Below are 24,177 nucleotides of genomic sequence, written 5' to 3' on the forward strand. Positions count from 1 at the left end.
ATGTCCGTCGCCGTCGCCATCTTCGCCCATCAGGAAGAAAAGCGCATCGCCGCCTGCCTCGGCTCGCTGCCGCTCGACCGGGCGGACACGATTTTCCATGTGCTGGTCAACGGCACCACCGACGCGACCGTGGCGCGAGCGACCGCAGCGGCGGGCGGACGGGCCAACATCATCGTCCATGACATCGCTACGGGCGGCAAGTCGCGCACCTGGAACCATCTGGTCCATGACCTGCTGACCGGCAGCGAGGAAGCCGTCATCTTCATGGATGGCGACGCGGAGATACAGGCCGGGTCGATCGACGCGCTGGTAGCAGACCTTGCCGCCCACCCCCATGCCAATGCCGCCGCCGGGATGCCGGTCAATGGCCGGATGGCGGAAACCTATCGCCGCGATTTGCGCACGCAGGGCGGATTGTTCGGCGATCTCTATGCGCTGTCAGGCCGCTTTGTGGCCGCGATCCGCACGCGCGGCCTGCGCCTGCCCGACGATCTGATCGGCGATGACGGGCTGGTCGCGGCCTGGGCGCACACCGATTTGCAGAAGGATAGCGGCTGGGACGTCGCGCGCATCGTCGCCTGCGAAGGCGCGGGTTTCGTCTGCGAACAGGTCAGCCTCGCCCGACCCTCCACCTGGCGGATGCAATATAAGAGGCTGATCAACTATTCGGTGCGCTTCTACCAAAACCGGATCGTGTCCGACATCATGACGCGGCAGGGACCGGACGGCCTGCCCCCGCGCCTCGCCAGCCTCTATCCCGACTGGCTCCCCCGCTTCCGTCCGCGCGGCGGCATCAGCGCCTGGTTCGACCGCAAGGCATTGGCGCGGATGCGGGGCGCGGTTTAGGACGGGGTGAACACAATGATCCGTTCGTTTCGAGCGAAGTCGAGAAACGTCGCGCGCAGGTTTCTCGACTTCGCTCGAAACGAACGGAGGTTGGGCTTCTACCCTGAAGTCGTCATGACCTAACGATCCTTGCCGGCCAATTCCTTGTTCACGAACAGCGCGAAGCCGGTAACCACCGCACCCGACAGCAGATAGGCACCCGACGCCGCCAGCCCGAACTCCGCCGAAATCGCCAGCGCGACCAGCGGGGCAAAGCCTGCACCCACCAGCCAGGCCAGATCCGACGTCAGCGCCGATCCGGTATAGCGGGTCGCGGTGCGGAAGTTGGAGGCGACCACGCCCGACGACTGGCCGAAACTCAAACCCAGCAGGATGAAGCCCAGCACCATGAAGGCGACTTCGCCCAGATCGCCGCCATTCAGCAGCAGCGGCGCAGCGACCGCAAAGAAGCCAATCCCGACCGCCGAATAGCCGAGCAACCGGCGGCGACCGATCATGTCCGCGACGAAGCCCGACACGATGATCGCCAGCACGCCGACGCACGCGCCGATCGCCTCGATCACCAGAAAGCGCTCCAGCGGCTGGTCGGTGTAGAGCGCGATCCACGACAGCGGGAACACGGTGACCATGTGGAACAGCGCGAAGCTGGCCAGCGGAGCAAAGGCACCGATGACGATGTTGCGCCCTTCGCTGCGGATGGTCGGGATGACCGGCGAAGGCTGGAGTTCGCGCGTCTCGTAGAGGCGCGAAAACTCCTCGGTCACGACGATGCGCAGCCGGGCGAACAGCGCCACCACATTGATCGCGAACGCCACGAAGAAGGGATAGCGCCAGCCCCAGTCGAGGAAATCGGCGCGCGACAAGGTGGAGAGGAAGAAGGCGAACAGCCCTGCCGTCACGATCAAGGCCAGCGGCGCGCCCAGTTGCGGCATCATCGCATACCAGCCGCGCTTGCGTTGCGGCGCGTTGAGCGAGAGCAGGGACGCCAGCCCATCCCAAGTGCCGCCCAGCGCGACACCCTGCCCCGCACGGAACAGCGCCAGCAGCACGGCGGACCAGTGACCGATCGTCGCATAGCCCGGCAGGAAGGCGATGGCCGCGGTCGATCCGCCGAGCAGGAACAAGGCGATGGTCAGCTTCACCCCTCGGCCATAAGCGCGATCCACCGCCATGAAGATGAACGAGCCGATCGGCCGGGTGACGAAGGCCAGCGCGAAAATGGCGAAGGACCAGAGCGTCCCTTCCAGCGGCGACAGATAGGGAAAGACATGGGCGGGAAAGACGATGCAGGATGCGATCGCATAGACGAAAAAGTCGAAAAATTCCGACGTCCGCCCGATGATGACGCCGATGGCGATCTCGCCAGGCGCGATCTTCTTGGCCCCCTGCGCATGAAGATTGCGCACGTCATGTTCCGCCTGCGTTTCGTTGGGCGTTGTCGTCGCGGATGTCATGGCGTGGAACGGGCCTTCATGCTGCGGGAACGATTGTCCGCCGCACTTCGTTGCACGGCGAATCATCGGCTTGTCAAATAGACCCATGCCCTATTTCGCAGCCGCACAGGGATAGGACAAAAGGTCCAATGTCGCCCCGGTAACTTCCTGACTAGACGGAGGCCATGATCGCTCGACCGCCCGCCAAAAGCCGCGCTTTTCTGCGCCGATTCGCGCCCCTGCTGCTGCTGCCTCTGGGGGCGTGCAACTGGGTGGTGATGGCCCCGTCCGGCGACGTTGCGATGCAGCAGCGCGATCTTATCCTGATCGCGACCGTGCTGATGCTGCTGATCGTGCTGCCGGTGATGGCCACCATCGCCTGGTTCGCATGGAAATATCGGGCCAAGGCGCAGGCCGCCGACTATGATCCCGACTGGGATCATTCGACCAGCCTGGAACTGCTGATCTGGTCCGCGCCGCTGCTGATCATCATCGCGCTGGGGGCGGTCACCTGGACCAGCACCCATTTGCTCGATCCCTACCGCCCGATCGAGCGGCTGGATGCGCAGCGCAAGGTCGATCCGGCTGCCAAGCGCTTGCAGGTCGAGGTTGTCGCGCTCGACTGGAAATGGCTGTTCATTTACCCTGAGCTTGGCATCGCGACCGTCAATGAGCTGGCCGCGCCGGTCGACCAGCCGATCGAATTCAAGATCACCTCCGCTTCGATCATGAACAGCTTTTTCGTCCCGGCGCTGGCGGGGCAAATCTATGCCATGCCGGGGATGCAGACCAGCCTGCACGCGGTCGCCAACAAGCCCGGCAGCTTTGACGGCTTTTCCGCCAACTATTCGGGCGCGGGCTTTTCCAACATGCGCTTCAAATTTCACGCGATGGACCAGAGCGGCTTTGACCAGTGGGTCGCCCGCGTGAAGGCCAGTGACAAGACGCTGGACCGCGCCGCCTATGTCAAGCTGGAACAGCCGAGCGAGAAAGTGAAGCCGACCTATTTCGCCAGCGTCGAACCCCGCCTGTTCCACGCCGCACTCAACATGTGCGTCCAGCCGGGCAAGCGCTGCATGGACGCGATCATGATGACCGACAGCCAAGGCGGCGCAGGCAAGGAATCAGCCCGCGACACCGCTGGCCTGCGCCATGACGGTACCATCGACGTGGGCGGCTACCACCCGGTCGAACCCGGCAAGAAGGGCGAGATCGCCCAGCCTGCGGGCATGACGCCAGCGGCAGAGCGCACCCCCGCCGAACGCGGCAAACAAGCGCCGGGGCAGCAGGATCATGAGGGGCATGGGGGTGGCCATGCCGGTCACGAAGGAATGTGAAGATGCTCCCGCTCGGATACGTTCACACTCTCCGTCACCCTGAACTTGTTTCAGGGTCCATTTCGCTCGACGCGCCCAGGTTGGAGAACGCGAAATGGATGCTGAAACAAGTTCAGCATGACGAAGAAAGAATAGCGGGAGGATCACATCCTTCCTCCACCCCCTCCCCCCTTTCAAGGCCGTAACGTCCATGTCCCCGCATCCCGCCTCCGAAAATAGCGGCATCTGGAAGCTGATCTTCGGTCGGCTCGACTGGAGTTCGCTCCCGCTGCATGAACCGATCGTCGTCGGCACCTTCCTGATGGTCGCGCTGGGTGGCGCGGTGGTGTTGGGCCTTGTCACCAAATATCGACTGTGGGGCACGCTGTGGCATGACTGGTTCACCACCGTGGACCATAAGCGCATCGGCATCATGTATATGATCCTGGGGCTGATCATGTTCCTGCGCGGCTTTGCCGACGCGATCATGATGCGGTTGCAGCAGGCTATGGCCTTCAACGGCTCCGAAGGCTATCTCAACGCCCATCATTACGACCAGATTTTTACCGCCCACGGCGTCATCATGATCTTCTTCGTCGCGATGCCGATGATCACCGGGATCATGAACTATATCGTCCCGCTGCAAATCGGCGCGCGCGACGTCAGCTTCCCCTTTCTCAATAATTTCAGCTTCTGGATGACGACGGCAGGTGCCGTGATCGTCATGATGTCGCTGTTCGTGGGCGAATTTGCCCGCACCGGCTGGCTCGCTTATCCGCCGCTGTCGGGCATCGCTTACTCGCCCGGCGTCGGCGTCGATTATTACATATGGGGGCTACAGATAGCGGGCATCGGCACGCTGCTATCCGGCGTCAACCTGATCGCCACCATCGTCAAGATGCGCGCGCCGGGCATGACGATGATGAAGCTGCCGATCTTCACCTGGACCTCGCTCTGCGCCAACGTGCTGATCGTCGCGGCCTTCCCGGTGCTGACCGCCGTGCTGGCGCTGCTCAGCCTCGACCGTTATGTCGGCACCGCTTTCTTCACCAACGACATGGGCGGCAACCCCATGATGTATGTGAACCTGATCTGGATCTGGGGCCACCCGGAAGTCTATATCCTGATCCTGCCCTTGTTCGGCGTGTTCAGCGAAGTCACCTCCACCTTCTCGTCCAAGCGCCTGTTCGGCTATAGCTCGATGGTCTATGCGACGATCGTCATAGCATTGCTCAGCTATCTGGTCTGGCTGCACCATTTCTTCACCATGGGTTCGGGCGCCAGCGTCAACAGCTTCTTCGGCATCACGACGATGGTGATTTCCATCCCCACCGGGGCCAAGCTCTTCAACTGGCTCTTCACCATGTATCGCGGCCGCATCCGCTATGAATTGCCGATGATGTGGACGGTCGCCTTCATGCTGACCTTCACCGTGGGCGGCATGACCGGGGTGCTGCTCGCCGTACCGCCTGCCGACTTCGTGCTGCATAACTCGCTGTTCCTGATCGCCCATTTCCACAATGTCATCATCGGCGGCGTCCTGTTCGGCCTGTTCGCGGCGATCAACTACTGGTGGCCCAAGGCGTTCGGTTTCCGGCTGGAAACCACCTGGGGCGAGCGCAGCTTTTGGCTGTGGGTCGTGGGCTTCTGGGTCGCCTTCATGCCGCTCTATGTGCTGGGCCTGATGGGCGTCACCCGCCGGATGCGCGTGTTCGATGACCCATCCCTGCAAATCTGGTTCCAGATCGCGGCGCTGGGCGCGGTGATGATCGCGGCGGGCATCGCCTGCATGTTCATCCAGTTCGCGGTGTCGATCAAGAATCGCGAGGCACTCCGCGACACCACGGGCGATCCATGGGACGGTCGCACGCTCGAATGGGCGACCAGTTCGCCCCCGCCCGACTATAATTTCGCCTTCACCCCCGTCATCCATGATGGCGACGCCTGGGCGGACATGAAGAAGCGCGGCTATCAGCGTCCGCTGACCGGCTATGCCGCGATCCACATGCCGTCCAACACCGGTACCGGCATCATCATCGGGGGGCTTTCGGTGGCCTTCTCGGTCGGCATGATCTGGTACATGTGGTGGCTGGCGGGCCTGTCCTTCGTCGCCATCCTGGCCGTCGCGATCGGCCATACGTTCAATTACAAGCGCGACCATTATATCCCCAAGGATGTGGTCGAGCGCATAGAGGGCGAGCGCAGCGCGCTGCTCGCAACACAGGGCTAAGCATCATGGCCACACGCTCCCAAATCGACCCCGCCTTCCTCGACAATGACGGCAAGCCCCTCTTCCATCTTGGCGAGGAGCCGCATCATCCCGAAGGGTCCAGCACAGCGTTGGGCTTCTGGATCTACCTGATGAGCGATTGCCTCATCTTCGCCTGCCTGTTTGCCACCTATGCCGTGCTAGGCGGCAATTATGCGGCGGGACCGGGGCCGCGCGACCTGTTCGACTTGAACCTCGTCGCGCTCAACACTGCGATGCTGCTCTTCTCGTCCATCACCTATGGCTTTGCCATGCTGGCAATGGAAAAGAACCGGGTCGGCGCGACGCAGGCTTGGCTGGCGATCACCGGGCTGTTCGGTCTGGCGTTCCTTAGCATCGAACTCTACGAATTTGCCCATCTGATCCATGAAGGCGCGACGCCGCAGCGGTCTGGCTTCCTGTCCGCCTTCTTCGCGCTGGTCGGCACCCACGGGCTGCACGTCAGCTTCGGCATCATCTGGCTGGTGACGTTGATGGTGCAGGTCGGCAAGAAGGGTCTGATCGCCGCCAACCAGCGCCGTCTGATGTGCCTTTCCATGTTCTGGCACTTCCTGGACGTCATCTGGATCGGCGTCTTTACCTTCGTCTATCTCATGGGGATGCTGCGATGAGCGCGCACGATCACGATACCCACGCAGGCGCCCATGGCACGATGGGCAGCTACATGATCGGCTTCGGCCTGTCGGTGCTGCTGACGGCCATCCCCTTCTGGCTGGTCATGAACCAGACCTTCGCCAATCCGCAGGTGACCGCCTTCATCATCATGGGCTTTGCCGTGGTGCAGATCGTCGTTCACATGATCTACTTTCTGCACATGAACACCCGCTCGGAAGGCGGCTGGTCGATGATGGCGCTCATCTTCACGCTGGTATTGGTGGTCATCACCCTGTCCGGCTCCATGTGGGTCATGTATCATCTCAACGCTAATATGATGCCCCATATGGAGCATGATATGAGCCAGATGCCGTGACATCCCCGCGCCAGGGCCGGGCGGGCTTCCCGGTCGGCCTGACGCTGATCGCCGCCTTGCTGATTGCGGGGCTTTGCGCATTGGGCGTCTGGCAGGTCGAGCGGCTGGCCTGGAAGCGTGACCTCATCGCCCGCGTCGATTCCCGCATCCACGCCGCGCCGGTCGCAGCGCCCGGCAGCGCCACCAAAGCCGACGAATATCGCCGCGTCAGCGCCACCGGCAGCTTCCTGCATGATCGCGCCACGCTGGTGCAGGCGTCCACGGTGCGCGGCCCCGGCTTTTGGGTGCTGACCCCGCTGCGCCGCGCCGACGGCACCATCCTCCTCATCAATCGCGGCTTCGTGCCGCCCGACGCCCGCACCCGCTATACCCGCCCGACGGGCACCGTCCGCGTCACCGGCCTGCTGCGCCTGACCGAGCCGGGCGGCGGCTTTCTGCGGTCGAACGATCCTGCCGCCAGCCGCTGGTATTCGCGCGATGTCGCCGCCATCGCCACCGCCCGCGCCCTGCCCGCCACGGCCAATTATTTCATCGACGCCGATGCCGCGCCGCAGCCCGACGCCCTGCCCGTCGGCGGCCTCACCGTCATCCGCTTCCCCAACAATCATCTTGTCTATGCGCTGACATGGTTAAGTCTGGCTGCCATGACTGCGGGCGCCTATATCCTCCTCATGCGCCAAAGCCGCCGCCCATGACCGCGCTCCTGCCGATAGCGACACGCTGGCTGCCCAGCCAGTGGCCCGCTGATGCTGCCGGGCGCAAGAATATGGCGCTGCTGGTGCAGTTGCGCTGGATCGCGCTGGCGGGTCAGATCGCGACCATTCTGATCGTCCATTATGGCATGGGCATCCGCCTGCCGATGGTGCCGATGCTGGTCGTCCCCTGCATCGCGGCGGGGGTGAACCTCGCCAGCCTCGCCATCCTGCGGCGGCGCACCGACATCACCCATGCCGAGCTGTTCCTGGCGCTGCTGTTCGACGTGCTCTCGCTCACCGCCCAGCTCTATATGAGCGGCGGCGCGACCAATCCCTTCATCTCGCTCTATCTGCTCCAGGTCGCGTTGGGCGCGGTGCTGCTGCATCGCTGGAGCGTGTGGGGCATCGTCGCCGTGTCCGCCCTGTGCGCCGCTGGCCTCGCCTTCTTCTATCGCCCGCTGGACCTTAGCGAAACGCTGGAGGGCCGGCTGTTCGACCTCCACATCATCGGCACCTGGGTCTGCTTCACCATGATCGCGGTGCTGCTGGTGCTCTTCATGACCCGCGTGACTCGCAACCTTGCAGCGCGCGAAGCCTATCTGGCGCAGCTGCGGCAACAGGCGGCGGAGGAGGAGCATATCGTCCGCATGGGCCTGCTGGCGTCCGGGGCAGCCCACGAGCTTGGCACGCCGCTCTCCTCGCTCGCGGTCGTGCTGGGCGACTGGCGACACATGCCCGAAATCACCACCCATCCGGCGCTGGTCGAGGAGGTGGAGGAGATGCAGGCCGCCGTCACCCGGTGCAAGGCGATCCTGTCGGGCATATTGATGTCCGCAGGCGAAGCGCGTGGCGAAGCGCCGCAGGTCACCAATGTCCGCACCTTCATCGACAGCATGGCGCAGGGCTGGCGCGCCGCCAATCCGGGGATGCCGCTGCGCTGCGATTTCGGCCCGCACGACTATCCGCGCATAGTCGCGGACCCGGTGATCCGGCAGGCGATCACCAACCTGCTCGACAATGCGCGGGAGGCTGGCGCGACCTATATCGACCTGCTGGTCGGGCGCGACAGCCAGTGGCTCAACATCGCCGTGCGCGACAATGGACCGGGGTTCAGCGCGGACATGCTGGCCGATTTCGGCAAGCCATATCGCTCCAGCAAGGGGCGGCAGGGTGGCGGGCTTGGCCTGTTCCTGGTCGTCAATGTCGTGCGTAAACTGGGCGGCAGCGTCAGCGCCAGCAATGGCGCGGATGGCGGCGCGCTGATTCTGCTGCGCCTGCCGCTCAGCACATTGGCGATCGAGGAGGACAGGAATGACCGATAACCGTCTGCTCATGATTGTCGAGGATGACGACGCCTTCGCCAAAACCCTCAAACGCTCGTTCGAACGCCGCGGCTATACCGTGCTGATCGCCGACAGCGTGGAGATGGTCGCCATGCTGCTGGCCGATCATGATCCGGGCTATGCCGTCGTCGACCTGAAACTGGGCGGGCAATCGGGGCTGGTGTGCGTCCAGGCGCTTCACGCCCATGATCCCGACATGCTGATCGTCGTGCTGACCGGCTTTGCGAGCATCGCGACCGCGGTCGAGGCGATCAAGCTGGGTGCGACCAATTATCTCGCCAAACCGTCCAACAGCGACGATATCGAAGCCGCCTTCGCCCGGTCCGGCGGCGACACCGCCACCCCGCTTGCCCCCCGCCCGACATCGATCAAGACGCTGGAGTGGGAGCATATCCACGAGGCGCTGAAGGACAGCGAGTTCAACATCTCCGAAGCCGCCCGCCGCCTGGGGATGCACCGCCGCACGCTCGCCCGCAAACTCGCCAAGCGCCAGGTTGGTTGACGGGACTTTTCCGCCGTGGCAATGGGCGCTGCGACGCGGGTGTAGCTCAATGGTAGAGCAGCAGCTTCCCAAGCTGACGACGGGGGTTCGATTCCCCTCACCCGCTCCAAAATCTTTCAATATATTGAATGTGATTTGGACGGTGTTGACGGCCACAACAGAGTGGATCGAAGTCAAACGGCTTTCAGAATCAAAGACCCATTGCGGGTCTCCAGACAAGCCGTCCATGCCTCTATAGGCGCATCTATCGCGCCCCCTTGGCGATATAGTGGCCGGCGATGGCATCGATCAGATTTTGCGGATTGGCGCCGACAAGGTTGGTCATCACGATCACCGCGACATCATCGTCCGGGTACACAAAGAAGGTTGATCGGCCACCACCGATGCCACCGACCGCGCGATGCGTCGTCCCGGCGAGGATCGGCCACCCCATCGCCCAGATATTCGGCTTGCCATCATTGAGTATATCAGGCCGCCACAGCCGGGCGAGGCTGGATGGTTTCGACAGCAGGCGTCCGCTTTGCAAAGCGATGATCCACCGCGCGAGATCGTCCGCAGTTGTGTAAAGACCCGCACCAGCCCGCGTCGACAGCGGAATGTCGTCGATCCAGTGATAGAGTGCATCCTTGTCGGCAGGTCCGCCACCACGTCCCGCATGTTGTCGAATATAGACCGCGGCGCGGCCGGGAACGATATCATAGCCGTCGCCGAACCGTGCGTTCGCCATTGCGGCTGGCGTAAACTGACGCTCGGCCAGAAACTGCTCGAACGGACGCCCGCTCAATGTTTCGATGAGCCGACCCAGCAAAACATAGTTCGTCTGATTATAGGCAAATGCCGCGCCGGGTTCTCCGTCCATCGGCCGTGTCTGGACCTTGATCCAGGCTTCCGCATCCGTGCCGCCGCCAACCAAGCCTTTTTCGTCGACAATGTTGGGTAGGCCGGACGAATGAGCGAGTAGCTGGCGAATGCGAATTCCGCGCCACTTTTCAGGCAGGCCGTCGATGTAGCGCGAGATCGGTGCCTCAATATCGACCTTCCCCGCTTCGACCAGCTGCATGATCGCAACACCGGTAAATGACTTGGTCGCCGAATTGATCGGGAACAGCGTCTGACGATTGGCGGCAATCTGTTGCTCAACATTGGCGACGCCATAGGCCTCGGACATGACTACACGGTCATGGACCACGACTGCGACCTGAAGCGCAGGAATATGTTGCTCCGCCATCCTTGCTTTCAGGAGCGCCCTGGTCTGTTCATTGGCACGGACGATCGCTGCATCCTCGATCGCAAGCGGCGCGGCCGCGGTTTCAACCAGCGGCAAACTCCCGGCCAGAACCAACCCCAGGAACAGCGCATAGGCGCGCAATGTCATAATATCCGTTTCCCCATTCTTGGTGATTGCGCGGCATTAGCCATTTTCGACCATCTCCGCCTTTTGCCGGAGAAGAATGACCGCCATCGGACTCGCCTCAATAAGGCGCATCCCCGTCCCGCGCCGGAATCGCGCCGCGCCGGCCGATATTCCATCCCGCCAGCCGATGCCCCGCCAGCGCTGCGTCCACCGGCGTCGCGCCTGCCAGCCGCGCGTGGAGATAGCCGCCGTTGAACGCATCGCCAGCCCCGCTGGAATCGATCACCGGCACCCTTTGCGGGATCGGCACGATGGTGCCATCGACCAGGCAGCCATCGCCGCCCAGCTTCACCACCACCTCGCGCCCCTCACCCGCGCCCCAGCGGGCGGCGGCGTCCTGCGCGTCGTCGGCTGCGCCCATCTCGACCTCATCCGCCAGCGTCGGCAGCCCCATGTCGCTGACTGCAATCGCCCGGTCGCGCCAGTGGCAGGCGGTCGCCGCGTCGCTCCACAGCCGGGCGCGATAATTGCCGTCGAAGGCGACCTTGCCGCCATTGGCCCGCACCCTCGCGCACAGGTCCAGCAACGCCTCCCGCCCCGCGTCCGGCAGGATGGCGAGCGTGATCAGCGAGAAATAGAGCAGGTCGGATTGCGCCGCCTGCGCCACCATCTCCGCGCTGCCGGGCAGGTCGAACATCCGCCGCGCCGCTGCCTCGCCCCGCCAGTAATGGAAGCTGCGCTCGCCGGTCGCGTCGGTCTCGATCGCATAGAGGCCCGGCAGCCGGTCCGCCGCGCGCAGCACCAGGCTGGTGTCGACCCCTTCCGCCTCCCACGCCGCGCACAGGTCCGCGCTCATCGGGTCCGCACCCAGAGCGCTGGCCAGCCGCACCGTGTCGCCCGATCGCGCCAGGTGGATCGCGGTGTTGATGACATCGCCGCCATAGCGCAGGTTCCAGCTGTCGCCCGTCCCCCGGCTCAGTTCCAGCATCGCTTCGCCGATGACCGTGACATTCGCCTTTGCTACGCTGTTCATGCTGCATCCCGCTCCTTATGACACCGGTTTCGTGCGGAGTGACCGCGCGCAAGTCAAGCCATCGGCCGGACAAAGTCCCGTTTTGCATCAATTCGGGAACGTTTGCGCGACGCCGACGTTTTGCCTTCAGGCAAGGACGCATATACGCCATCCGACGTCCGCCTTCGGGGAATTCATGATTAGCGCTGCGCCTGGACGTCCCGACAACCGCTTTGAACTGCTGGTCCAGAGCGTTACCGATTACGCCATCTACATGCTCGATCCCACCGGCATCGTCGTCAGCTGGAACGCGGGCGCGCGCCGGTTCAAGGGCTATGAGGCGGACGAGATTATCGGCCAGCATTTTTCCCGATTTTACACGGCAGAGGATCAGGCCAGTGGCGTACCCGCGCTCGCGCTCTACACCGCCGACCATGATGGCCGGTTCGAGGCGGAGGGCTGGCGCGTGCGCAAGGATGACACGCATTTCTGGGCCAGCGTCGTCATCGACCCGATCCGCGATCCGCAGGGGCAATTGCTGGGTTTCGCCAAGATCACCCGCGACCTGTCCGAACAGCGCGCCGCGCGCGAAGCGCTGCGCCACAGCGAGGAGCGTTTCCGCCTGCTGGTGGAGAGCGTCACCGACTATGCCATCTATATGCTGGACCCCATCGGCACGGTGACGAGCTGGAACCGGGGAGCAGAACGCTTCAAGGGTTATCGCGCGGACGAGATTGTCGGGCAGAATTTCGCCTGCTTCTACAGTGAGGAGGACCGGATGGCCGGCCTCCCCTCCCGCGCGCTCCACACCGCCGAAACCGAGGGCCGGTTCGAGGCGGAAGGCTGGCGCATCCGCAAGGACGGCAACCGTTTCTGGGCCAATGTCGTGATCGATCCGATCCGCGATTCCGACGGGCAGTTGCTGGGCTTCGCCAAGATTACCCGCGACCTCACCGAACGGCGCGAATCGCAACGCGCGCTGGACGAGGCGCGCGACGCCATCGTCCAGACGCAGAAGATGGACGCGATCGGCAAGCTGACCGGCGGGGTCGCGCATGATTTCAACAATCTGCTGGCGGTGATCGTCGGCAGTCTCGATCTGGCGCGGCAACGCATGGGCAGCGGCGCGGACATCAGCCGCTATCTCGACAATGCCATGGCCGCGGCGGAACGCGGCGCGACGCTGACGCAGCGGATGCTGGCCTTTGCCCGCAAGCAGGAACTCAAACTGCAAAGCGTCGATTGCATCGGGCTGGTCCGCGACATGGCCGACCTGCTCCAGACGACGTTGGGAAGCGCCATCGCCATCGAAACCCGCTTCCCGCTTGCACTGTCCGCTGCCCATGCCGATCCGGCGCAGCTGGAACTGGCGCTGCTGAACCTGGCGGTCAACGCCCGCGACGCGATGCCAAGCGGCGGGCCGATCATCATCGAGGCAGCGGAAATCACGGTCGATAGCGGCGAACGGCCCGATCTGGCAGCAGGCGCCTATATCCGCCTGGCGGTCACTGACGCTGGCGAAGGGATGGACGAAGCGACGCTGCAACGCGCGCGCGAACCCTTTTTCACCACCAAGGGCGTGGGCAAAGGCACCGGGCTGGGCCTGTCTATGGTCCACGGCTTTGCCCAGCAATGCGGCGGATCGCTGACCCTGTCGAGCGAGGTCGGGGTCGGCACCTGCGTGGCGCTATGGCTGCCCGTCGCCAGCGCCGATGCGGTCGAGGCCGCCCCGGCGCGGTGCGAGGCGGTGGACGGCCTCGACACGCCGATGGTCATATTGGCGGTCGATGATGATGATCTGGTGCTGATGAACACGGCGGGGATGCTGGAGGATCTGGGCCATACCGTGTTTCAGGCCAGCAACGCGGTCGATGCGCTGCGCCTGCTGGAACAGGGCGCGGTCGATCTGGTGGTGACCGACCATGCCATGCCCGGCATGACCGGCGCGCAACTGGCCGACGCGATAGAGGCGTGTTTCCCCGGCCTGCCCGTCATCATCATCACCGGCTTTGCCGAACTGCCCCCCCACGCCAGCGCCCGCCCGCGCCTCGACAAGCCCTTCAAACAGGCCGAACTGGCCCGCATCGTGAAGGCCAGCCGGGCGTCGCGCACCGCCGACAGGACTGTCCATGCTACCGTTGCACCGGGCGGCGACTGACGCTTTTGACGGATAGGGGCTTGCCAGCGGCCTGCGCATCGCCAATGGGACGAATATTCCAACAAAATCGCAGGATTACATGGACACGCCGTTTGCGCCCACCCCGACATCGCATTTCTTCACGTCGCTGCGCACCCGGCTCCACTATCTCGACTGGGGCAATCCGTCGGCACCCACGCTGATCCTGATCCATGGCGGGTTCGATCATGGGCGCAGCTGGGACTGGACGGCACGGGCGCTGGCCAAGGATTATCATGTCGTCGCCCCCGACCTGCGCGGCCATGGCGACAGCGGCTGGTCGGCTGACGGCGCCTATATGATGACCAACTATGTCTATGATCTGGCGCAGCTGGTGGACTTGCTGGACCGGTCGCCGGTGACGATCGTCGCCCATTCGCTGGGCGGCTCGATCGCGCTGCGCTATGCCGGGCTATTCCCGGACAAGGTGCATAAGATCGTCGCGATCGAGGGGCTGGGCCTATCCCCCGACCGGCTCCAGGAAAAGGCGGAGGAGACGGCCCCGGACGCCTGGCGCGCCTGGATCGAAACCCGCCGCGCCAGCGCCCGCCGCACCCCCAAACGCTATCCCACGATCGAGGCGGCGGTCGGGCGGATGCGCGAACGCAACGAACATCTCTCGCTCGAACAGGCGCTGCACCTGACCATCCATGGCGTCAACCGCAATGAAGATGGCAGCTATAGCTGGAAATTCGACCCCTATCTCAACGGCATGGCGCCGCAGGCCGGATCGGACGACAGCCTGCCCGCTTTCTGGGCGCAAATCACCGCGCCGACCTTGCTATGCCTGGGGCTGGACAGCTGGGCGTCCAACCCGGTCAAGGACGGCCGCGCCGCCCACTTCACCAACGCCCGCCTGGTCGAATTCGCCGATGCGGGCCACTGGCTTCACCACGACCAGTTTGCGCGTTTCATCGCGGAATTGCGCGCGTTTTTGTGAGTTTATCCTTCCCCAGTGGTCCGGGGAATAGGATATGGTTTTTCGTAATCTCTCAACGTCATGCTGAATTCATTTAGCATGACGAAGTAAATAGAGGTGAGTTTCATATGCGATAGCCCTCCCCTTGCAGGCGAGGATTTTTTCGCAGCGGCTTATTTCCCGCTAGCCACCGGCGCGACCGCCTTTTGTGCGAAGCGGTCCTGCTGGCCGACATGCAGCCCCTTATACTGCGCCAGCTTCGCGCGGAATGCGGACAGTTCAGCGCCCGCCAGTTGCGCGGTAGTGGTGAATTTCACCGACAGCGGGTTGATCGTCGCGCCATTGCGATAGAGTTCATAATGAAGATGCGGCCCGGTCGACAGGCCGGTGGAGCCGACATAGCCGATCACCTGGCCCCTACGCACCCGCTGCCCCGGCGCAGCGGCAATGCGGCTCATATGGGCGTAACCGGTGGCCAGGCCCCCGCCATGCTGGATGCGGACATAATTGCCATGCCCGCCATGCCGCCCAGCAAAGGCGACAATGCCATCGGTCACAGCATAGATGGGCGATCCATAACGCGCGGCGAAATCGATGCCCGCGTGCATCCGGGTATAACCCAATATCGGGTGCCGCCGCTGGCCATAGCCCGACGTCATGCGTCCCGCGACCGGCGACGACAGCACGCCACGCCGTTCGCCCACGCCCGATGCCTCGAACCATTCGGTGCGGCCATCCTTGGTCCAGCGCAGCATATCAACGGACTTGCCGCTGGCACGCTTCAGACCTGCATAGAGAAGATCGCCGACCTCGACATCGCCGGTTTCCGCGCGGCGATAGGCAGTCACGATATCATAGCGGTCGCCCGCCCCGATCCCGCCCAGATCGACCTGCCCCGCGATCACCCGCAGGAAGGCCTGCACCGCCTTGGGCGGCGCACCGGCTGCACGGGCGGAGCGATAGATGCTGTCGCCGACCACGCCCTGAATCCGCAGCGGCGTATCATCGACGCGGATGGGGATGCGCTTGACCGTCAGCACGCCACCGCTGCGCGTCAGTTCCAGCCCCAGGTCGAGCCGCGCGCGGAACGCCAGCCTGTCGAGCGGGCGGGGCCGGTCGCGGCTGGCGCGGCGGCCCAAAATGATGTCGAGGCGCGTGCCGGGCTTCACCCCGCCGGTAATGTCTCCGTCGACCAGCGCGTTGATCATCGCGACGTCACCCCCGCTGACGCCAGCGCGCGACAGTGCGCGCGACAGCGTATCGCTGCTGCCGACCTGCGCGTTCAGTTCGATCTGCGGCCGTTCGGGCGTCTGGCGCAGCGGTTGCACCGCATCGGTCGACCCCATGCGATGGCCACTGTCCGCGCCCAGCGCCAGCGGCGTGATCATCTGGCTGCGCACTTCGTCAAACTGCTTGTCGCCCAGCAGCGCGCCGGGCGCGCCAGGCACCGGCTGAAAACCGGGCGAGAGATAGAGGGCGGTGGCGCACAGGCCGATACAGGTGGCAAGGCCACGAAACCATGTCAGGCTGCCGACGCGCTGGCCAAGGTCGGGGACCAGTTCCACCTCGTCGGACCATTCGCGCAACCGCGCGCGCCAGTCCTGCGGTGGCGGGGCTACCGGCATCCGGGCAAGCGAATCGGCCAGCCACAGCGACATGGACGCGCCGCCCTGTTGCGAACCGAACTGGCTTTCCTGAAACAAACCCGCGACCCCCAGGGCATTTTTTTCATTGCGTCCGCAACGGCCCCGCGCGCCGTGCGTCGAGCTTCACTGTTGTGAACCCCCAAGGTTAAAGTCAATTTAAGACGGCCCTGTGACACTTGGCCGTGCGACGAACGGTGCCAGCGGTCCGACGGGATCGTGCCTATGGAGGGAACCTCTAAATCCGCTTGCCCCCGGCCCCGTCCTGCCCGACAGAATGGACCATGGTCCAGTTCACCCGTTCGCCCGTCACCGCCGTTCTGGGTCCGACCAACACCGGCAAGACCCATCTGGCCGTCGAACGGATGTGCGGCCATAGCAGCGGCATGATGGGATTTCCGCTGCGCCTGCTGGCCCGCGAAGTTTATGATCGGGTGGTGGCGATCAAGGGACCGCAGCAGGTCGCGCTGATCACCGGCGAGGAAAAGATCGTGCCGCCACAGGCACGCTATTTCCTCTGCACCGCCGAATCCATGCCGCTCCAGTCCGATTACGCCTTTGTCGCTTTGGACGAGGCACAGATCGGCGCGGACCCTGAACGCGGCCATATCTTCACCGACCGGTTGCTGCGCGCACGCGGGCGCGAGGAAACGATGATCCTGGGATCGGCCAGCATCGCCCGGCTGGTCAAATCGCTGATCCCCGATGTCGACATTATCGGCCGCCCGCGCTTTTCCACCCTCTCCTATGCGGGCGCGAAGAAGCTGTCCCGCCTGCCCAAACGCTCCGCCATCGTCGCTTTCTCCGCCGAAGAAGTCTATGCCGTGGCCGAAATGCTGCGGCGTTTCCGCGGCGGCGCGGCGGTAGTGATGGGCGCGCTCAGCCCCCGCACCCGCAATGCGCAGGTGCAGATGTTTCTGAATGGCGAGGTTGATTATCTGGTCGCCACCGACGCGATCGGCATGGGGCTGAACCTGGACGTCGCCCATGTCGCCTTCGCCTCGCTCCGCAAGTTCGATGGCCGCCGCAGCCGTCGCCTGACCGTCGCGGAAATGGCGCAGATCGCCGGGCGCGCAGGCCGCCATCACAAGGACGGCACCTTCGGCAGTCTGGGCGGAGAGGATGGCAACGCCGCCTTCACCCCCGAAGAAATCGAGGCAATCGAGGCGCACCGCTTTCCGCCCATCGACCATCTCTACTGGCGCGATGGTGCGCCCCGACTGGACAGTCTGGCGACCCTGATCGCCGATCTGGAGGAACGGCCCGACCGCCCCGAACTGCGCGCCGCACCCGAAGCGGTCGATCTCGCGGTCCTGAAGCGCATGGCCGCCGACCCCGTCGTCATCGACCGGGTGCGCGGCCAGCGGCAGGTCGCGCGGCTCTGGGACGCCTGCGGCCTGCCCGATTTCCAGAAACTGGGCGCAGACCATCATGCCCGCACCGTCAGCCGCATCTGGCATTTCCTCTCCGAAGGGACCGGCCATATCCCGCGCGACTGGTTCGCGCAGCAACTCGCCCGGCTCGATTCGGTGCAGGGGGACATCGACACGCTGTCAGGTCGGATCGCGGCGGCGCGGACATGGGCCTATATCGCCCATCGCGCCGACTGGCTGGCCGATCCCGCCGAAATGGCCGAACGGACCCGCGCGCTGGAGGAAAAACTGTCCGACGCGCTGCACGCCGCGCTGACGCAGCGTTTCGTCGACCGGCGCACCACCGTCCTGTTGCGTGATATCGGCCAAAATGTGAACCAGTTACCCGTGACGGTAGAGGCCGACGGCAACGTCTGTGTAGATGGCGAAACGATCGGGCGACTTGACGGCTTCCGATTCTCGGTCGATCCCGCTACGCGCCATCAGGACAGGAAATTGCTGTTGGCTGCGGCGGAAAGGCGCCTTGGAAAGGTATTACGGGTGAAGGCAGACGAATTGATCGGCGCGGCGGACGTGGATTTCGCGCTTCTGGACGCCGCGGGCGACGCGCCCGGCATTGCGTGGAACGGTACGCCGGTCGCCGCCTTGCTGGCGGGGCCAACCCTGCTTACGCCCGAAATCCGGCTGGATCGCACGATTTTGGCGCTGGATCAGGATGTGCAGAAACAGGTGACATCGCGCCTGATCAACTGGGTCGATGCGCAAAAGCAGAAGCATTTGCTGCCGCTGGTGAAGATGGCCGAAAGCGCCGCCGACCCTCAGGTGCCACCGGTCGTGCGCGCCGTGTTCGCCCAATTGGGCGACGCAGGTGGGGTCAGCCCGCGTACTGATCTCGATTCGGCCCTCGGCCATCTGGACAAGGATCAGCGCCATTTGCTGCGCCGGGCGGGCATCGATATCGGCGTGCTGGACCTTTACCACCCTGGCCTGCTCAAGCCCGGCGCGGCGCGCTGGCGCGGCGCGTTGCTGGCGGCGCGGATCGGCAAGCCCTGCCTGCCTTTGCCCCTGCCCGGTCTCACCCTGATCCCGGCGGGCGAGAAATTCGACCAGATGGGCGCGCGGATCGCGGGCTTCCGCACCTTTGGCGAACAGATGCTGCGCATCGACATGGCCGAACGCATGGCCCGCACCGCGCATGAAGCCATTGCCAAGGGTGAAGCCTTCACCACCACCAGCCCGCAGATCGTCTCGCTCGGCCTGTCCGAAGCCGCGTTTCTCGCCCTGATGCGCGCCGCCGGTTTCCGTGCCGTGGAGGGCGCAGAGGAAGGCAAGCCCAACTGGGTGTTCAAGGGTCGGCAAAAGGCGCGCCCGCCCCAGAAGCAGCCCGCCCCGGCGCGCGACGGCAAACCACGCGGCAAGCCCGCGCCACGGCCCGCCGCCGCCACCCCCGCCAGAGCGCCAGCGGCGCCTGCCAACAACGCCTTTGCCGGTCTCGCCGCGCTGCTCGGCCGCAATGGCTGATCCGGTCGCGGTGGGCGGCCATGGCCCGACACTGCGCATTGACAAATATCTGTGGTTCGTCCGGCTATGCCCCAGCCGGTCGAGCGCACAGAAACTGGCCGAGGACGGCCATATCCGCGTCAACGGCCGCCGCATCGAACGCGCTCACGCCGCCATCCGCGTGGGCGACCTCATCACCTTTCCCCATGGCCAGGGCGTGCGCGTAGTGCGGGTGGCGCAACTACCGGTGCGGCGCGGCCCGGCGGTCGAGGCGCAGTGCTGCTATGAGGAACTGACTGTCGGGGGGTGAGGGACAAGATCGATAGGAATCTTTAGTCCAACCGCATGATTGAGCAGGCCCACATTTGTAATAATGTAGGCCGTAGGCTATATGGGGCGCATGAGCCGCTCACAATCGACATCACCGACCAGCAGCATCAAAGCCTGAAGGCCATGGCTGCGCTGCAAGGCAAGACGATCAAGCAATATACGCTCGAACGGCTGTTCCCGACACAGGCCGATGGCGACCAGGCATGGGATGAGTTGCGCGACCTGCTGCAACAACGAATCGCGGAAGGCCTTGCGGGCAATGTTTCGCCGTTGAACGCCGAGGATATCATCGCGGATGAATTGAGCCGGAACCGGCACGCTTGACACCAGCCTATGTCCTGACTGCGACGGCGGCGACCGAATTACGCGATATTGTTTCTTACACCTACACACTGGGGCGACCGTCAGGCAGGCATCTATTCCGCCAAACTGCTGAACTGTATGAATGCGGTGGCCACCGGGCGTGGCATATTTCGCGATATGGACGCGCTGCATCCGGGGCTTCGTATGATAAGATGCGAACGCCATTATATCTTCTGCCTCATGCGCGAAAATGGCCCCGCCCTTATCGTCGCTTTGCTGCACGAGCGGATGGACCTGATGATGCGCTTAACCGAACGGCTGGAAAATCAGAGCAAATAGCCCGTCCTGCACGCCCGCTTCATGCACCCCGGCGACAGTGTGAACTCCCAGCAAAACCACCCCTACGCGCCGGCCAACATTATCCTCATTGACCTTGCGCGTGGCTGCGCATAGCAGGACCGCGCTTTTCCAACCAAGAGTGCCCTGACAATGACCTATGTCGTGACCGACAACTGCATCCGCTGCAAATATATGGATTGCGTCGAGGTCTGCCCCGTGGACTGTTTCTACGAGGGCGAGAATATGCTGGTCATCAATCCGAGCGAATGTATCGATTGCGGCGTGTGCGAACCGGAATGCCCGGCCGAAGCCATCCTGCCCGATACCGAGAATGGCCTGGAAAAATGGCTGGAACTCAACACCAAATATTCGGCTGAATGGCCCAACATCACGGTCAAGGGCGAAGCGCCCGCCGACGCCGACGTCATGAAGGGCGTTGAAGGCAAGCTGGAAAAGTTTTTCTCGCCCGAACCCGGTTCCGGCGACTGATCCGGGCGGCTCTGTGCCGCCCCCTTCCTGTCCGTTTTGCCTTGCACTCCCGGCGATTATGTCCGGGGGTGGTAATTTTGTTACGAATCTGCTATGTCACTTTTTAACGGTCGGACACCCTCCTGTCCGTCCCTGGAGAATTAGCTTCATGTCCTGACGGTGGCGCCGTGGACCCCCCATGCATATGCCCCTTGCGCATATGTTCCGCGACGGCCCCGTTCCCCGGTTGATTGGAAAGGTTCCAAATGGCTGCCAAGGCGCTGTCCTTTGACGTTGGTGATTATGTCGTTTACCCCAAGCATGGCGTGGGCCGTGTGATCGAACTGCAAAAGGAGCAGATCGCCGGCATGGAGCTGGAGCTATATGTGCTTCGCTTCGAAAAAGAGCGGATGACGCTCCGCGTGCCGACCAACAAGGCCGAAGGCGTGGGCATGCGCAAGCTCTCGTCCAACAAAACGCTCGAAGAATCGATGGAAACGCTGAAGGGCAAGCCCAAGGTCAAGCGCACCATGTGGTCGCGCCGTGCGCAGGAATATGAAGCGAAGATCAATTCGGGCGACCTGGTGTCGATCGCCGAAGTGACCCGCGACCTGTTCCGCGCCGACGACCAGCCCGAACAAAGCTATTCCGAACGCCAGATTTTCGAGGCCGCATCCAGCCGCCTCGCCCGCGAACTGGCGGCGATGGAAGAAACGGACGAACCCGCCGCGCTCAAGAAGATCCTCGCGATCCTCAACGAAGCCGCGCCGAAATATGTCAAGGTCGAAGGCTGACATCAGCCATTGACGCGAAAAAGGGCGCGCCTTGCGAAAGGCGCGCCCTTATTTTGTGCAGCGATGCGCGGACTTATTCGCCCTTGGTGTCGACCGCATCCTTGGCCGCATCGCCGACATCGCTGGCGGCCTGCCCGACTTCGGTCGCAGCGCTGGTCACGGCATTATCCTTGCTCGTCTCGCTGCTGACCAGGAAGAAGGCGGCAACTGCCACCACGACCACCAGCAGCAGGATCGCAAAGGTCATGCCCCCGCCACCGCGCTTTTCGATCACCGTAGTCGTCGTCGTTGCCGGACGCTCCTGATAGTCGGCCATGAAACTCTCCTCCTCTTCATCATAGATGGCCGCATAATGCGCGGAGGAGGGAGAGGGTTCCGGCCCGTCAGCGCCCCAGCATCCGGTCCAGCGCCGTGGCAATGGCCGTCATGCCCGCCAGATTGGGGTGATAGGGGGTAAAGGGAGCGACACCCTCGCGCGGGATAAAGCCATTGGCCCATGGCTCCGCCGCACAGGCGTCATGCCCCTGCGACAGGTTCGACGCGCGCAACACCTCCGCCCCTGCTCGCTTGGCGGCGCTCGCCGTTTCCTGCGCCAGACGCCGGGCCGTCGCGCGCGCACTGGCGGCGTCATCAGCGCTCAGCGGGACTTGCGGACACGACGCTCCAGACGGCAGCAAGGTCACATAATCCACGAAGATCAAACGCGCGCGCGGCGCACGACGACGCACTTCCGCGGTGATCCGGTCCAGGCTGACGGCCAGCGTCGCCCATGCCGCTTCGGTCGGAATCGCAGGCGGACTGGCCGATGCACCGCCAGCCTGTTGCCGCGCTGCCATCCCCTTGCACATGGCGGCGGCGGCGGCTGGCAAGTCACCTCCGCCCTGGCAGGAGGCGACAAACAGACGCCCGACATAACCGACATCATTGCCGCCGATCGTGATCGTCACCAGCGCGGTGTCGGCAGTCAGCGCGTCGATTTGCGGTGCCAATTCATTCCATGGCCCCAGCAGGTGTGCGCTCGTCGCACCGCCGCAACTGACATCCACAAGATCGAGCTGCCGCAGCCGCGCCAGTTGCCAGGCATAATTGTCGCGCGATCGGGTGCAGCGCGTGGCCGGAGAGTCCGCCGACACGGTAACGCCCGGCCCGGCTGCGAACGAACTGCCCATCGCGACATAGCGGGCGGACGGCGCAAGGGGCGCCCTTTCCACATCGGGCGCACCCGCGCATCCGGCGAGCGACAGCGCCGCGATGATGATGCGCCTCATAGCGGCACGAACGCTCCCTTGGCACGATCCTTGACCACGGCATCGGCGCGGAACACCGAACCGCTCATCGTGATATAGATGCCGGGCTGCGCCACCTGCGCCGTCGCAAAGGCCATGCCCAGATTGAAGCTCGCGTCGCTCTCGCCAAAGCGGGCCGGGGCCAGCGCGCCGACCAGCACCACCGTCTTGCCGGGGATATCGGCCAGTGCCTTGGCGGTGTCGGTCATCGTGTCGGTGCCATGGGTGATAACGATATGGCTTTCCGGCGCAGCAGCGACGCGGGCATGGATCAGCGCGCGGTCGGCATCGTCCAGTTCCAGACTATCCTTGCGCACGACCTCCTCGATACGGAAGGGCCGCTTGACCCGGGCCACTTCCAGCAGCCGGGCCATCACCGTTTCACCGACCTGATAGTCGGACAGCGCATCGAAATAGATTTTGTCGATCGTGCCGCCAGTGGTCAGGATCAATATCGGGGTGTTCGGGGTCAGCATGATGAGGCTCCGATATAAGAAGGCAAAGGCTTATGCGCCGCGCGCCATCGCTTCACCGCGATCGCGGGCGGCGGTCAGCGTGTCGGTCAGCAACGCCAGCAGCCGGTCGTCGGCGTCCAGCACATTCATTCCCTCGCGCGTCATGCCGCCGGGACTGGCGACGCGATCGGCCAGCACGCCCGGACTGTCGCCGGTGCGGGCACTCGCCCGCGCAGCCATGTTGGCTGAACCCTGCACCGTCGCCAGCGCCATGCGCGCGGCCTGATCGGCGGGAATGCCCAGCGCCTCACCCGCCCGTGCCAGCGCGTCGATGAAGCGGAAGAGGAAAGCGGGGCCGCAGCCCGACAGCGCCGTCACCTGATTGAACAGCGCTTCATCACCAATCCATTCGGCCAGGCCCAACGGCGCGATCAACGCAGCAACATCCGCCTTTGCCTGCGCCGATGTCCTGTCATCGGCGAATAGCGCCGTAACCCCCTCGCCCAGTCCCACCGGCAGGTTGGGCATCGCCCGCACCATATCCCGCACCGCCGGAAAGCACGCCCGCAAATCAGCGAGCGGCAGACCAGCCAGGATCGAGACGATCTGCGTATCCGCCCCGCATAAGGGCGCCAGTGCGGCGGCAACATCGGCGATCTGATAGGGCTTCATCCCCAGCAGCACGGTCGTCCCGGCGGGCAGCGTGGCCGGATAGTCAGTGACCACCGTCACGCCATCCGCGACCGGACGCCCGCTTGGCCGCAACACCGTCACCCGCGCGGGATCCAGCCCGCAGTCCAGCCAGCGTGCCAGCATCTGCCCGGCCATATTGCCGCAGCCGACGAGAAACA

24 protein-coding genes and 1 tRNA gene are annotated in these 24,177 nt (G+C 64.1%); 17 read left to right on the top strand and 8 right to left on the bottom strand.

What is annotated here, in order from left to right; all coding sequences use genetic code 11:
* A complete protein-coding gene (locus ACODR8_RS00450; protein WP_489005502.1) occupies nucleotides 1–846 on the top strand; it encodes a glycosyltransferase in 846 nt (281 codons plus the stop codon).
* A gap of 119 nt (nucleotides 847–965) precedes the next feature.
* Here the strand turns inward: ACODR8_RS00450 and ACODR8_RS00455 are convergent, their stop codons facing one another.
* Complete coding sequence (locus ACODR8_RS00455; RefSeq protein ID WP_489005503.1) at nucleotides 966–2,300, bottom strand: MFS transporter; 1,335 nt, start codon at nucleotides 2,298–2,300, stop codon at nucleotides 966–968.
* Between the two features lie 164 nt (nucleotides 2,301–2,464).
* On the opposite strand from ACODR8_RS00455, the gene cyoA reads away from it, so the two are divergent.
* From cyoA to ACODR8_RS00495, 8 genes are all read left to right on the top strand, one after another.
* Nucleotides 2,465–3,616, top strand: coding sequence for a ubiquinol oxidase subunit II (gene cyoA / locus ACODR8_RS00460; RefSeq protein ID WP_489005504.1), 1,152 nt, complete (start codon nucleotides 2,465–2,467; stop codon nucleotides 3,614–3,616).
* A gap of 190 nt (nucleotides 3,617–3,806) precedes the next feature.
* Entirely contained in the window at nucleotides 3,807–5,825 is a 2,019-nt protein-coding gene (gene cyoB / locus ACODR8_RS00465; RefSeq protein ID WP_489005505.1) for a cytochrome o ubiquinol oxidase subunit I, read from the top strand.
* Nucleotides 5,826–5,830: 5 nt separating this feature from the next.
* A complete protein-coding gene (cyoC, locus tag ACODR8_RS00470; protein ID WP_489005506.1) occupies nucleotides 5,831–6,475 on the top strand; it encodes a cytochrome o ubiquinol oxidase subunit III in 645 nt (214 codons plus the stop codon).
* Nucleotides 6,472–6,834, top strand: coding sequence for a cytochrome o ubiquinol oxidase subunit IV (cyoD, locus tag ACODR8_RS00475; protein ID WP_489005507.1), 363 nt, complete (start codon nucleotides 6,472–6,474; stop codon nucleotides 6,832–6,834). The genes cyoC and cyoD overlap by 4 nt, the downstream gene beginning before the upstream one ends.
* Nucleotides 6,831–7,529, top strand: coding sequence for an SURF1 family protein (locus ACODR8_RS00480; protein ID WP_489005508.1), 699 nt, complete (start codon nucleotides 6,831–6,833; stop codon nucleotides 7,527–7,529). The genes cyoD and ACODR8_RS00480 overlap by 4 nt, the downstream gene beginning before the upstream one ends.
* Nucleotides 7,526–8,851: an ATP-binding protein gene (locus ACODR8_RS00485; protein WP_489005509.1), complete on the top strand. Its 1,326-nt coding sequence runs from the start codon at nucleotides 7,526–7,528 to the stop codon at nucleotides 8,849–8,851. Before ACODR8_RS00480 ends, ACODR8_RS00485 begins: the two co-directional genes overlap by 4 nt.
* Nucleotides 8,841–9,374, top strand: coding sequence for a response regulator transcription factor (locus ACODR8_RS00490; RefSeq protein ID WP_294132138.1), 534 nt, complete (start codon nucleotides 8,841–8,843; stop codon nucleotides 9,372–9,374). The genes ACODR8_RS00485 and ACODR8_RS00490 overlap by 11 nt, the downstream gene beginning before the upstream one ends.
* Nucleotides 9,375–9,409: 35 nt before the next feature.
* Nucleotides 9,410–9,483, top strand: a tRNA-Gly gene (locus ACODR8_RS00495).
* Nucleotides 9,484–9,618: 135 nt separating this feature from the next.
* On the opposite strand, the gene ACODR8_RS00500 is transcribed toward ACODR8_RS00495, so the two are convergent.
* Both ACODR8_RS00500 and ACODR8_RS00505 read right to left on the bottom strand, forming a co-directional pair.
* On the bottom strand, nucleotides 9,619–10,749 hold the full coding sequence (locus ACODR8_RS00500) for a serine hydrolase domain-containing protein (protein WP_489005510.1): 1,131 nt from the start codon (nucleotides 10,747–10,749) through the stop codon (nucleotides 9,619–9,621).
* 97 nt (nucleotides 10,750–10,846) lie between these two features.
* The gene (locus tag ACODR8_RS00505) at nucleotides 10,847–11,761 is read right to left on the bottom strand and encodes a sugar kinase (protein ID WP_489005511.1); all 915 of its coding nucleotides are present in this window, start codon (nucleotides 11,759–11,761) and stop codon (nucleotides 10,847–10,849) included.
* 175 nt (nucleotides 11,762–11,936) lie between these two features.
* On the opposite strand from ACODR8_RS00505, the gene ACODR8_RS00510 reads away from it, so the two are divergent.
* Together ACODR8_RS00510 and ACODR8_RS00515 are read left to right on the top strand one after the other, a co-directional pair.
* Nucleotides 11,937–13,898, top strand: coding sequence for a hybrid sensor histidine kinase/response regulator (locus ACODR8_RS00510; protein WP_489005512.1), 1,962 nt, complete (start codon nucleotides 11,937–11,939; stop codon nucleotides 13,896–13,898).
* A 79-nt stretch (nucleotides 13,899–13,977) separates the two neighbouring features.
* Nucleotides 13,978–14,856: an alpha/beta fold hydrolase gene (locus tag ACODR8_RS00515; protein WP_489005513.1), complete on the top strand. Its 879-nt coding sequence runs from the start codon at nucleotides 13,978–13,980 to the stop codon at nucleotides 14,854–14,856.
* 152 nt (nucleotides 14,857–15,008) lie between these two features.
* On the opposite strand, the gene ACODR8_RS00520 is transcribed toward ACODR8_RS00515, so the two are convergent.
* The gene (locus ACODR8_RS00520; protein WP_489005514.1) at nucleotides 15,009–16,538 is read right to left on the bottom strand and encodes a M23 family metallopeptidase; all 1,530 of its coding nucleotides are present in this window, start codon (nucleotides 16,536–16,538) and stop codon (nucleotides 15,009–15,011) included.
* Nucleotides 16,539–16,762: 224 nt separating this feature from the next.
* On the opposite strand from ACODR8_RS00520, the gene ACODR8_RS00525 reads away from it, so the two are divergent.
* The 6 genes from ACODR8_RS00525 to ACODR8_RS00550 all read left to right on the top strand — a co-directional run bounded on the left by ACODR8_RS00525 (nucleotide 16,763) and on the right by ACODR8_RS00550 (nucleotide 21,585).
* The gene (locus ACODR8_RS00525) at nucleotides 16,763–19,372 is read left to right on the top strand and encodes a helicase-related protein (RefSeq protein ID WP_489005515.1); all 2,610 of its coding nucleotides are present in this window, start codon (nucleotides 16,763–16,765) and stop codon (nucleotides 19,370–19,372) included.
* The gene (locus ACODR8_RS00530) at nucleotides 19,365–19,661 is read left to right on the top strand and encodes an RNA-binding S4 domain-containing protein (protein ID WP_489005516.1); all 297 of its coding nucleotides are present in this window, start codon (nucleotides 19,365–19,367) and stop codon (nucleotides 19,659–19,661) included. The genes ACODR8_RS00525 and ACODR8_RS00530 overlap by 8 nt, the downstream gene beginning before the upstream one ends.
* Before the next feature lie 110 nt (nucleotides 19,662–19,771).
* Nucleotides 19,772–20,005, top strand: a complete 234-nt coding sequence (locus ACODR8_RS00535; RefSeq protein ID WP_489005814.1) for an antitoxin — start codon at nucleotides 19,772–19,774, stop codon at nucleotides 20,003–20,005.
* Nucleotides 20,006–20,122: 117 nt separating this feature from the next.
* Nucleotides 20,123–20,323: a hypothetical protein gene (locus ACODR8_RS00540; protein WP_489005517.1), complete on the top strand. Its 201-nt coding sequence runs from the start codon at nucleotides 20,123–20,125 to the stop codon at nucleotides 20,321–20,323.
* Nucleotides 20,324–20,473: 150 nt separating this feature from the next.
* Nucleotides 20,474–20,812, top strand: coding sequence for a ferredoxin FdxA (fdxA, locus tag ACODR8_RS00545; RefSeq protein ID WP_489005518.1), 339 nt, complete (start codon nucleotides 20,474–20,476; stop codon nucleotides 20,810–20,812).
* Between the two features lie 245 nt (nucleotides 20,813–21,057).
* The gene (locus ACODR8_RS00550) at nucleotides 21,058–21,585 is read left to right on the top strand and encodes a CarD family transcriptional regulator (RefSeq protein ID WP_006963736.1); all 528 of its coding nucleotides are present in this window, start codon (nucleotides 21,058–21,060) and stop codon (nucleotides 21,583–21,585) included.
* A gap of 73 nt (nucleotides 21,586–21,658) precedes the next feature.
* Here ACODR8_RS00550 and ACODR8_RS00555 read toward each other — a convergent pair whose 3' ends face one another.
* From ACODR8_RS00555 to ACODR8_RS00570, 4 genes are all read right to left on the bottom strand, one after another.
* Nucleotides 21,659–21,901 carry a hypothetical protein gene (locus ACODR8_RS00555; protein WP_489005519.1) on the bottom strand — a complete coding sequence of 81 codons (243 nt, stop codon included), beginning with the start codon at nucleotides 21,899–21,901 and terminating at the stop codon, nucleotides 21,659–21,661.
* A gap of 67 nt (nucleotides 21,902–21,968) precedes the next feature.
* The gene (locus ACODR8_RS00560) at nucleotides 21,969–22,853 is read right to left on the bottom strand and encodes an SGNH/GDSL hydrolase family protein (protein ID WP_489005520.1); all 885 of its coding nucleotides are present in this window, start codon (nucleotides 22,851–22,853) and stop codon (nucleotides 21,969–21,971) included.
* Nucleotides 22,850–23,347, bottom strand: coding sequence for an asparaginase domain-containing protein (locus ACODR8_RS00565; RefSeq protein ID WP_489005521.1), 498 nt, complete (start codon nucleotides 23,345–23,347; stop codon nucleotides 22,850–22,852). Before ACODR8_RS00565 ends, ACODR8_RS00560 begins: the two co-directional genes overlap by 4 nt.
* A gap of 30 nt (nucleotides 23,348–23,377) precedes the next feature.
* Nucleotides 23,378–24,142 (bottom strand): pyrroline-5-carboxylate reductase family protein, encoded by a 765-nt coding sequence (locus ACODR8_RS00570; protein WP_489005815.1) that lies wholly within the window; start codon nucleotides 24,140–24,142, stop codon nucleotides 23,378–23,380.
* Between the last annotated feature and the right edge of the window lie 35 nt (nucleotides 24,143–24,177).

The sequence above is a fragment of the Sphingobium sp. FG58 genome, assembly GCF_057809055.1.